Below are 8465 nucleotides of genomic sequence, written 5' to 3'. Positions count from 1 at the left end.
CGCTTCGGCATAGCGCTTCAAGGGGTCACCGCCGTTGTGGAAGCTGCGCTGAATCTCGTCGAGCACGCGGTACATCGGCACCATGAGCGGCGACTTGCCCCGGTCGTGCAGGCGCATGGCCACGGCTGCGGCGCAGGTCGTCTTGCGGGTGCCGACGTCGCCCCACAGGTAGAGCCATTGGCCGCCCTCCATGGCAAGCGCAAGCTCGTCGGCCATGGGGTGGTCAAGCCCCAGGTAGCGCTCGGGCACGCCGCAGCGCACAAGCGAGCGCCTGCGCTTCTCGGCGACGGCCTTCTCGGCCTCGGCCTGCTCCTGCGCTGCTATGGCAGCGCGCTCGGCAACGGCCCCTTCGCAGCTGCACGACTCGTAGCCACAGAACAGGCGCTTGAGGCCCAGCTGGGCGTACCGCGCGTTGAGCACGGCCCCGCAATGCGGGCACTCAGTCGTACTGGGAAAAGTCGTCACCGTCGGTCACCTCCAATCTCGTTTCGTGCTTCGGCTTCGAGGTGCGCACCCAGTTGCGCACGGATGCCTTCCAGTCCTTCATCCGCGATTTGCCGACCATCCAGCCCTTTTGGGCGTAGAAGTCGACGAACCGCTCGGGGTCGAAGTCGGTCGAGGCGAGGCCGATGCCCTTCGACGCCGCGTAGGCGCTGGCGTATTCGGCCACTTCCTCGGGAGAGGGGGCGCGGAAACGCGCCGCACCCGCTTTTCCCTCTTCCTTAATTCCTCTTCCTACTTCCTCTTCCTCTTCGCTTGCGCGTTTGCTCGCATCGTTGCTTTCGCCGTTGCTTGGCGTTTTGCTTGTGCGTTTGCTTGGCGTTTTGCTTACCGTTTTGCTTGCGCGTTTGCTTGCGCGTTTGCTTTCGCCGTTGCTTGGCGTTTTGCTCCCGCCGTTGCCTCCCGCCACGATGCGCGAGCGCGAGGTCTCCATGACGGGCCGTATGGCTATCAGCACGGCCTCCTGGGCGTCCGTGCGAGGCTCCGGCTCCTCACCGGTCCGCAGGTACCGGACGATCATGCCGATGAGCTCGTCGCCCTCCCTGCGGTTTCGAAGCCTCAACGGCCCGTCAATCAGCGAGTCCAGGACTTGCACGCCCGGCTCCCTAAAAGGGGATGTCTTCGTCGTACACGTCCAGCTGCTGCTGGGCGGGCGCTGGCTGCTGCGGTGCCGGTTGCGGCGCCTGCTGTGGCGCGTACGCCTGCGGTGCCTGCTGGGGCCGCTGCGGGACCGCTGGCGGGTTCTGGTAGGCCTGCTGGGCGTTCCACTGCGGCGCGGGCTGCTGCGGTGCCGGTTGCGGGGCGTATGCCTGCGGGGCGGGCTGCGGTGCCTGCTGGGGCGCGTACGCCTGCTGCTGGTATCCCTGCGGCGCGTACTGCTGCGGTGCCGGCTGGCCGCCGTTCGCGCCGTTGGGGTTCTGGCTCATGAGCTCGATCTCATCGACGATGACCTCGATTTTCGAGCGCCTGCCGCCCCCGTTCTTGTCCTCCCACGCGCTGTAGCGCAGCTTGCCCTCGACCGCGACCTTCATGCCCTTGTGCAGGATGCGGCCCATGCTCTCGCCTCGGTTGCCGAAGATCGTGCAGTCGACGAAGTTCGGGTAGTCCTCCCACTCGCCGGTCTGGTTGTTCTTCCTTCGGTCGTTGACGGCGACGCCGAACCCGAGCACCTGCATCCCGCTCGGGGTCACTCGCAGCTCCGGGTCGCGCGTCAGGTTTCCCGAAATGCTCACTCGGTTGATGCTCACTAGTAGTCTCCTTCTCCCATGCCGCCGCTCGTCCAGGTCCTCTGGATGTCGGCGTCTACGGTCTTGATTCGCAGCTTCAGCGCCATGATCGCCTCGCTCGATGCCTTGTAGAGGGCTTCGGCGCAGTCGCGCAGCTGCTTCTTCTCGGCTATGTCCGCGCGGCCCCGGCACAGGTCGCTGATGATGGTCACCGGCGTCCCCTTGGCGCGTTCCTCGAGGATCGCGATGCGCAGGGCCTTGCGGTAGTCGGCCTCGTTCTCCGCGTACTGCTGCCCGGTCCTGCGCAGGGCCTCGAGCTCGGACATGAGCTGCTCGAAGAGCTGCTCGCGCTCGCCGTACAGGTCCTGCATGGCCTACACGACCCTCCACGTCGGCGTGGCGCAGCAACCGGGGTTCTGGATGAACGCCTCGTACTGCTCGCGGCCCTCGAACTGGTAGCTCGTGCCGCAGGCCTTGCACTTGGCGATGAACGGCCCCTGCGCCGGAGGCTCCTTCTCGGGACTGTCCGTGAGGGAGTCCGGGTCGGATTGCCCGTCGATGGCGAATGCGCCGCACAGCGCGTACTTGCGGGCGTAGCTCGATGCCATGCCGGTCACCTGCGCGTCGTCGGAGCCCTTCTTGTGCTCGTCCTCTCGGGCGTAGGCGCTCACCTCCAAGGCGTCGCCGCTCCCGTCCTCGAAGAAGATGCGGCAGGTCGCCTTGACGTAGTACCTCTCGCCGACGTGCTCAATCCCGTCGCTGAGCGTGAAGGCCACGCCGGCGTCCTTGCATGGCTCCTTGAGCGCCGCGACGATATCCTCGAACGAGCGGTAGCTGAACTTCGCGTAGGCGTTGTAGCGGGTCTTGGGCACCACCACGGAGCGCTGGACCTTGGCGACCGCCTCGGTGATGGTGATGTGCTTCTCGTCTGCCATTCATGGCTCCTAACGGATCGTGCGCTCGTAGACCTGCTGAAGCGTGCCGCGCTTGAACACGCCGCTCACGCCGATGCTCCCGGCGAAGCGCCCGATGGACTGCATCTGCTCGGTCGTCGCCGAGTCGATGACCATCACGCACGGGGTCGCGGCGCTCGGCTGCGGGGCCGCTGCGGGGCGCGGTGCCGGACGGAGCACGGGTGCCGGTCCGATGCGCTCGCCGATCTCCTGCATCGGGGAGCCGCCCGGGTACCAGTTGCCGACGGGCGCCTGCTCCGGCTCGGGTTCCGGCTCTGGCTCGGGCTCCGGTTCCGGCTCGGGCTCCATCGCCGCCTTCAGCTCGGCGATGCGCGCGGCCTCCTCTGCCGCCTTGCGTGCCGAGGTGATGGCCGCGCCGAGGTCGAGGGTCGCGAACAGCTCGCGCTCGGCCTCCTCGTAGTAGGGCTCGCCCCCGAACTGCGACTTGAGCGTCTCCCAGTCGCCCGCGAGCTTCGAGACCTTGGCCTCGAGCGCCTTCTTCGCCTTGACCTCGCCGAAGTTCTTGTTGAGCCACTGCTTCTCGTGGAAGCGCTCGTAGGGGACGACCGGCGCGAGCAGCCCGGCGAACGTCTCGTAGTGCTCCTCGAGCTTGGCCTTCGCGCGTGCCTTGCGGTCCTCCTCGGCCTGGTCGATCTGCGCCTTGATGCCGTCGGCGGCGTCGTCGATGATCGCCGTGATCTCCTTGCATCGCTTCTCGAAGGCGGCGAGCGGCTTGTTGTACTCGCGCTTCACGGCCTTGCGGCGCTCCTCGATCTCGTTCTTCAGGCCGTTGAGGTAGGTGCGGTCGTTCTTGGCCTCCTTGATCTTGTCGGCCTTGGTGAGGTCGTAGGTCGCGCCCTTGTAGAGCTCGACGGTCTTGCGCACGCGCTTCTCGATGGCGTCGAAGTTCGCCTCGATGGTCGAGGGGGCGTAGGTCACGATGAGCGACGGCGCCTCCTGCTCCTCGATGACCTCGGCGACGACCTTCTCGGCCTCCTTGCCGGCGTTCTCGGTTTCGCTACTCATCAAAGACCTCCCCGGTCTCGTTGTTAATCTCGATGACCTTCTGCTCGCTCTCCACGGTCAGGATCACGCGCCCGCCCGTCTTCTTCATCAGCGGGAAGGCGTTCTCGCTGTCCATGCGGACCGTGAACTGGAGCACGGCCTCGTCACCCTTGATGGTCGACTGCTTGAAGAGCGCGTGGGCGCTCACCGCTTGGGTCGTGATAGAAAGCATGGCTAGTCCTCCTTCGGGCAGAAGATGAGGCTCACGACGTGCTTCGCCGCACGCTCGGCCTCGTCGCGGCGGGCCTTCTCCACGAGCTCGCGGTTGGTGTTCTCGTTGACGATTTGGTAGCCCTTGGCGCGCACGTCCTCGGGGTAGCTTTCAAGCGCGGCCTCGGCCAGGGCGATCATGGCCCACCAAGCGCCCGCATCCTTCTCGTTGGCCTCGTCCTCGCCGCCCGCCACTATGAGGGCGTTCACGGCGATGCAGCTGGTGAGGTCGATAAGCGTCTCGATGCTGTCGGTGCGGCTCATGCCGTCGTTCACGTTGTTCTCGAAGTGCTTCATTTCTTCTCCTTAGAATCCGACCAGGTCGGTCGATTTGGTGATTGTCACGACGGTTCGCGGGTTCTCCTTGTCGATGAAGTAGCCGCCGTCGTATGGGGAGCACATGCTCCACTTGTCGTTCTCGATGACGCCCGCCTTCTGGAGGGCGTCGAGGATGAACTTCTTGGCGAAGGCCACGTTGTCCTTGTCCGTTCGCCTGTCGGGGCGGTACCACGTGAAGACGACGTCCACGGGCTCGTCGAAGTGGGGCAGCGGGCATTGCGGGGCCAATGCCGCAATCACCTTCGCGTGCGACTCCCTCTTGATTCGGGCGGCGGCGAACCTCGTCGCCCGCTCTGCTCTTATGTAGTCGTTGAGCTGGGGCAGGGTGCCGGGAATCTCGAAGGTGAAGGTGTCCGCGCTCATTCGCTGAACCCGTCACTCTGCGAGCGGTGCTTGTTGAAGGCGTCCCTCAGCTGCGGGTAGCGGCTCTCCATGATTCGGGCGAGGCTCGGGGCGATGCCGTTCTTGCAGCCCACGTGCAGCTCGTTGCGCACCATGTTGACCAGGTAGTTCACCGACACGTAGCCCTTGCGGTTGAGGCGCATGGCCTGCTCGACCATGAAGTCCCACGCCGCCGGGTTCTCGTCGATCCACTTGCGGGCCTCCTGGAAGTCCTGCTCGCCCGCGGAGCCGAGGCCGAAGATCTCGAGCTGGCCGCTCTGGGGCTTGGGCCTGTACCTCTCGTCGTTACGCATGGAGCACACCCGCCGAGGTCTGGTAGGCCGCCTGCGCGGTCGCCACCGCGCCGTCCATCGTGGGGATGACCCACAGCCACAGGACCGCGAGGAAGATGAGCGCCGCGGCGAGGAAGCCGACCATGAAGCCGACCCTGAAGCGGTCCGCCTCAAGCTGCTCGTGCGCCGTCGGGCGCTTGCGCTCGGATGGTATGATGGTGACGGCATCGTTTCCGATGCGGTCGAAGTGGGCGCCGTCGAGTTGGTAGCTGGGGGCGCTCGCTTTCTTTTTGCTTTGCATTCCGTTCTCCTTTCGGATATTTCCGCTGGTCAAACATAGGGCGCTTTTTAGAGCCCCTTTTTTGAACTTTTTTTCGCACGGCTCTTCGCGCTGTAATAGCGCTGCCGTTCGCGGTCGTTCCTCTTCTCCCTGATCGCCTCCTCCCTCATGGCGTTGGCCTGCTCGGCCAGATCGGACATATGGAGCTCCTTCGTGCACTCGATGCACCAACCGTTGATCCGGTTGAGCGGTCTGAACGTCCACCGGCCGCAATTCGGGCATTGGCTGCGCCTACGGAGTGAGAGTCCGCATTTCCGTGCCATATGCTTTACCGAATCGACCGAACGCCCGAGCGCCTTGGCTATCGCCTTCGCGCCCTCGCCCGCGTGCTCTTCGAGGTACTTGAGTTCACGTGTCGACCACTGCCTCATCGCGCCTTCTTCTCGCCTTTCTGATCGTCCCTGTACGCCTTGAGCAGCACGTCGCACATATGCTCCCGTGCTATTACCCTCGGCGTTTTGGGCTCATCGTCCCGCTGCTCGTGTTGAGTCTGATTAGCCATTTAGGCCACCGTCCTGTTCTCGGTGAGTCCAAGCAGATAATCGGCCGAACAGTGGAAAAGCTCGGTCATGGCGATGAGCTTCGAGCTCGGAATCTCGCCGCCGCTCTCGTATGACGCGACGGTTGCGCGGCTCTTGAGGTTGAGCTTTGCTGCGAGATCCTCCTGGCTCAAGCCGATGCGGACACGTTCACTTGCGATCGAGTTCATGTACACCTCCATTTCACTATTTGTGAACTTCACAATTAGTGAATATAGACGAGTGCAAGACCTTTTGCAAGTAGGTAATTCACTATCTGTAAAGTTTTTTGTACAATATGCTTATAGGGACCAAGGAGGAGCCGTGAACACGAGACTTAAAGAAGTGAGGCTAAAGCATGGCAAGAAACAGCCTGAAGTGGCCGATGTGATCGGTGTCGGGGTATCGGCTTATTCAATGATGGAAAGCGGCCAGCGTGAGATAAACGGGTCGAAGTTAATAAAGCTCGCCAAGTATTACGGATGCTCCGTAGACGAGCTTCTCGGCACGTGGTATTGGCACGAGGTCGAGAGCCATCGTAAGGAAGAGGAGTAGATCATGGGTTTCTTCAACAAGAGCTATGCGGAGAAGATGACGAGCGACTCGGAGGAGTTCATAAAGCAGGACGGGCGGCTGCACGCCCTCGTGTACCAGATTCAGGGCAAGCGCGTCATGTCTGCCAGCAACAGCCTCGAACCGCGCGTCACGGAGCAGCTGAACATCATCCTGGACAACCTCCAGAACCGCGGCCTGCAGATCGTCGACGTGAAGACCGAGACGTGCGCGAATGCCGTCGACAAGGGCTCCGACACGCTGCTGCACGTCGTCACCGTCCTGTATAGGTAAAGAAAAAGCCCCGTCGGCAGCGCTGGTACCGCTATAGCCGACGGGGCGAGTCAGGCTCCCCAGTATCTACGTGGACGTGCAAACCCGAGGAAGTCGTATCCATTATGCCAAAAACAGCCGTGATATATGCCAGATTCTCGTGCTCAAAGCAGCGCGAGGCCTCGATAGACGACCAGCTGCGCGTCTGCCGCGACTGGTGCAGGCGCGAGGGCTACGCCATAGCGGCGGAATACTGCGACTACGCCATATCGGGCCGCACCGACGACCGCCCCGAGTTCCAGCGCATGATAGCCAATGCGGGCGAATCCGACATAGTGCTTGTGTACATGATGGATCGTTTCTCCCGTGGGGAGTACGACGCGCCCATATACAAGCGCGAGCTTGCCAAGAAGGGCGTGAAGCTCGTGTCGGCGCTTGAGGCCATACCGGACTCGCCCGAGGGAATCATCTACGAGAAGCTGCTCGAGGGCCTGGCCGCCTGCGAGTCGAAGAAGACCGCCATACGCACCAAGCGCGGAATGGAGGGCAACGCCCTGCGCTGCAAGACCAACGGCGTGCGGGTGTTCGGCTACAGACGCAACGGGGACGACGAGTACGAGATCGACCCGGAGCAGGCGGCGCTCGTGCGCGAGGCCTTCGAGCGCAAGATAAACCGCGAGACCGTGAACGCCATAGCCGCCGACTTCGCGCAGCGCGGCGTTAGGACGAGGTCCGGCAACCCGTGCGGGTACTCGATGGTCCACCAGATGCTCCACAACAGGCGCTACACGGGGCGCTACGAGTGGGGCGGAATCGTGAGGGAGGGCGGTATGCCGCAGATCGTCGACGAGGCCACGTTCATGAGGGCTCAGGGGGTGAGGGGCGTGAAGCAGCGCTCGACCGAGGACTGGGGCGACTTCGCGCTCGCCGGGAGGGCCATATGCGCCGGGTGCGGGCGCAACCTGCAGGGCGTGAGCGGGCGCGGGCGCCGCAACGTCAAGTACGAGTACTACAGCTGCGCGGGCGGGTGCATGAGGAACGTCCGGCGCGAGGAGCTCGAGGGCGCGATAGTCGGAGCGCTGCGCGAGCTGCTCTCCGACCGCGCGGAGGCCATGAGGATAGCCCGCATGGTCGCGGAACGCGCCGACGGCGCGGAGGTGCAGGCCCGCCGCAGGCAGGCCTCGGAATCGCTCTCTGCCGCCGAGCGCGGGCTGAAGAACATCCTCAACGCCATCGAGCAGGGGATCATAGCGCCGGGCGTGAAGGGGCGCATAGCGGAGCTCGAGGAGCAGAAGGCGCGTGCCGAGTACGACCTCCAGGCGCTCCAGGAGCAGCGGATAGACCCCGAGCGCTTCGCCGACTTCCTTCAGTGCGGCGCGGGGCTCGACGACTCCACGCTGCTGAAGGCGTTCGTCTGGCAGGCGAGCGTATCGGACGACGAGGTGCTCGTGACGCTCAACTACGACGCCGAAAACGACGAACCCGCCAGACTTGACATCCAGCGGGTTCGAGGAAAGTTGGAATGGTGCCCCCAGCGGGATTCGAACCCGCGATATCCACCTTGAAAGGGTGGCGTCCTTGGCCGCTAGACGATGGGGACAGCGGGAAAGAGTATAGCAGACTTTTTTGCCGGCGCGTATATCGTTGGCAAACTGGAAAACCACCACAAAGGAGCCTTGATTATCGACTTTATCCGAACACCTCCCACATTCATCCGCACATGTGCGGATGAATGTGGGAACCCGATACCCTGAGGGCCGGATCGGCCGGCCCCGGGAGATCGGAGGACGGCATGTCCGGAAAGAAGAGAAAGG

Annotated in this window: 14 protein-coding genes, 1 tRNA gene and 2 pseudogenes; 3 read left to right on the top strand and 14 right to left on the bottom strand. The window is 63.7% G+C overall.

Features of this window, described 5'->3' with window-relative positions; translation table 11 throughout:
• The 13 genes and pseudogenes from ACMRQN_RS09775 to ACMRQN_RS09715 form a co-directional block, all read right to left on the bottom strand.
• Positions 1–465, bottom strand: a pseudogene (locus ACMRQN_RS09775) (hypothetical protein); the annotation flags it as partial.
• On the bottom strand, positions 440–1096 hold the full coding sequence (locus ACMRQN_RS09770; RefSeq protein WP_418734822.1) for a hypothetical protein: 657 nt from the start codon (positions 1094–1096) through the stop codon (positions 440–442). The gene ACMRQN_RS09770 and the pseudogene ACMRQN_RS09775, both read right to left, overlap by 26 nt.
• Positions 1097–1337: 241 nt before the next feature.
• Positions 1338–1748: pseudogene (locus ACMRQN_RS09765) on the bottom strand (single-stranded DNA-binding protein); the annotation flags it as partial.
• Positions 1748–2098, bottom strand: a complete 351-nt coding sequence (locus tag ACMRQN_RS09760) for a hypothetical protein (protein ID WP_418734821.1) — start codon at positions 2096–2098, stop codon at positions 1748–1750. The gene ACMRQN_RS09760 and the pseudogene ACMRQN_RS09765, both read right to left, overlap by 1 nt.
• 3 nt (positions 2099–2101) lie before the next feature.
• Positions 2102–2662, bottom strand: coding sequence for an ERF family protein (locus ACMRQN_RS09755; RefSeq protein WP_418734820.1), 561 nt, complete (start codon positions 2660–2662; stop codon positions 2102–2104).
• A gap of 9 nt (positions 2663–2671) precedes the next feature.
• Positions 2672–3706 carry a DUF1351 domain-containing protein gene (locus ACMRQN_RS09750; RefSeq protein WP_418734819.1) on the bottom strand — a complete coding sequence of 345 codons (1035 nt, stop codon included), beginning with the start codon at positions 3704–3706 and terminating at the stop codon, positions 2672–2674.
• Positions 3699–3917 (bottom strand): hypothetical protein, encoded by a 219-nt coding sequence (locus tag ACMRQN_RS09745; protein WP_418734818.1) that lies wholly within the window; start codon positions 3915–3917, stop codon positions 3699–3701. The genes ACMRQN_RS09750 and ACMRQN_RS09745 overlap by 8 nt, the downstream gene beginning before the upstream one ends.
• A gap of 2 nt (positions 3918–3919) precedes the next feature.
• Positions 3920–4252, bottom strand: coding sequence for a hypothetical protein (locus ACMRQN_RS09740; RefSeq protein WP_418734817.1), 333 nt, complete (start codon positions 4250–4252; stop codon positions 3920–3922).
• Positions 4253–4261: 9 nt separating this feature from the next.
• On the bottom strand, positions 4262–4657 hold the full coding sequence (locus tag ACMRQN_RS09735) for a RusA family crossover junction endodeoxyribonuclease (protein ID WP_418734816.1): 396 nt from the start codon (positions 4655–4657) through the stop codon (positions 4262–4264).
• Complete coding sequence (locus ACMRQN_RS09730) at positions 4654–4989, bottom strand: hypothetical protein (RefSeq protein WP_418734815.1); 336 nt, start codon at positions 4987–4989, stop codon at positions 4654–4656. Before ACMRQN_RS09730 ends, ACMRQN_RS09735 begins: the two co-directional genes overlap by 4 nt.
• On the bottom strand, positions 4982–5269 hold the full coding sequence (locus ACMRQN_RS09725) for a hypothetical protein (protein WP_418734814.1): 288 nt from the start codon (positions 5267–5269) through the stop codon (positions 4982–4984). The genes ACMRQN_RS09730 and ACMRQN_RS09725 overlap by 8 nt, the downstream gene beginning before the upstream one ends.
• Before the next feature lie 47 nt (positions 5270–5316).
• The gene (locus tag ACMRQN_RS09720; protein ID WP_418734813.1) at positions 5317–5448 is read right to left on the bottom strand and encodes a hypothetical protein; all 132 of its coding nucleotides are present in this window, start codon (positions 5446–5448) and stop codon (positions 5317–5319) included.
• A gap of 362 nt (positions 5449–5810) precedes the next feature.
• Positions 5811–6017 (bottom strand): helix-turn-helix domain-containing protein, encoded by a 207-nt coding sequence (locus tag ACMRQN_RS09715; protein WP_418734812.1) that lies wholly within the window; start codon positions 6015–6017, stop codon positions 5811–5813.
• Positions 6018–6150: 133 nt separating this feature from the next.
• Here ACMRQN_RS09715 and ACMRQN_RS09710 point away from each other — a divergent pair, with 133 nt between their 5' ends.
• The 3 genes from ACMRQN_RS09710 (at position 6151) to ACMRQN_RS09700 (ending at position 8216) form a co-directional block, all read left to right on the top strand.
• The gene (locus ACMRQN_RS09710) at positions 6151–6381 is read left to right on the top strand and encodes a helix-turn-helix domain-containing protein (RefSeq protein WP_418734811.1); all 231 of its coding nucleotides are present in this window, start codon (positions 6151–6153) and stop codon (positions 6379–6381) included.
• 3 nt (positions 6382–6384) lie between these two features.
• Entirely contained in the window at positions 6385–6672 is a 288-nt protein-coding gene (locus ACMRQN_RS09705) for a hypothetical protein (RefSeq protein WP_418734810.1), read from the top strand.
• Positions 6673–6776: 104 nt separating this feature from the next.
• On the top strand, positions 6777–8216 hold the full coding sequence (locus ACMRQN_RS09700) for a recombinase family protein (RefSeq protein WP_418734823.1): 1440 nt from the start codon (positions 6777–6779) through the stop codon (positions 8214–8216).
• Here the strand turns inward: ACMRQN_RS09700 and ACMRQN_RS09695 are convergent.
• Positions 8175–8251: transfer RNA gene (locus tag ACMRQN_RS09695), tRNA-Glu, on the bottom strand. The genes ACMRQN_RS09700 and ACMRQN_RS09695 overlap by 42 nt on opposite strands.
• Positions 8252–8465: the final 214 nt, after the last annotated feature.

Origin of the sequence: Ellagibacter sp., from assembly GCF_048412355.1 — a bacterium.
Taxonomy (GTDB): domain Bacteria; phylum Actinomycetota; class Coriobacteriia; order Coriobacteriales; family Eggerthellaceae; genus Ellagibacter.
Note: the sequence above shows the minus strand (reverse complement) of the source record. Positions and strands in the feature narration are given on the sequence as shown.

Excerpts from the sequence above, each read along its gene's own strand:
- ACMRQN_RS09760 (WP_418734821.1), bottom strand. The coding sequence starts at position 2,098 with ATGCAGGACCTGTACGGCGAGCGCGAGCAGCTCTTCGAGCAGCTCATG.
- ACMRQN_RS09755 (WP_418734820.1), bottom strand. The coding sequence starts at position 2,662 with ATGGCAGACGAGAAGCACATCACCATCACCGAGGCGGTCGCCAAGGTC.
- ACMRQN_RS09705 (WP_418734810.1), top strand. The coding sequence starts at position 6,385 with ATGGGTTTCTTCAACAAGAGCTATGCGGAGAAGATGACGAGCGACTCG.
- ACMRQN_RS09735 (WP_418734816.1), bottom strand. The coding sequence starts at position 4,657 with ATGAGCGCGGACACCTTCACCTTCGAGATTCCCGGCACCCTGCCCCAG.
- ACMRQN_RS09730 (WP_418734815.1), bottom strand. The coding sequence starts at position 4,989 with ATGCGTAACGACGAGAGGTACAGGCCCAAGCCCCAGAGCGGCCAGCTC.
- ACMRQN_RS09750 (WP_418734819.1), bottom strand. The coding sequence starts at position 3,706 with ATGAGTAGCGAAACCGAGAACGCCGGCAAGGAGGCCGAGAAGGTCGTC.
- ACMRQN_RS09700 (WP_418734823.1), top strand. The coding sequence starts at position 6,777 with ATGCCAAAAACAGCCGTGATATATGCCAGATTCTCGTGCTCAAAGCAG.
- ACMRQN_RS09720 (WP_418734813.1), bottom strand. The coding sequence starts at position 5,448 with ATGTCCGATCTGGCCGAGCAGGCCAACGCCATGAGGGAGGAGGCGATC.
- ACMRQN_RS09725 (WP_418734814.1), bottom strand. The coding sequence starts at position 5,269 with ATGCAAAGCAAAAAGAAAGCGAGCGCCCCCAGCTACCAACTCGACGGC.
- ACMRQN_RS09745 (WP_418734818.1), bottom strand. The coding sequence starts at position 3,917 with ATGCTTTCTATCACGACCCAAGCGGTGAGCGCCCACGCGCTCTTCAAG.
- ACMRQN_RS09715 (WP_418734812.1), bottom strand. The coding sequence starts at position 6,017 with ATGAACTCGATCGCAAGTGAACGTGTCCGCATCGGCTTGAGCCAGGAG.
- ACMRQN_RS09740 (WP_418734817.1), bottom strand. The coding sequence starts at position 4,252 with ATGAAGCACTTCGAGAACAACGTGAACGACGGCATGAGCCGCACCGAC.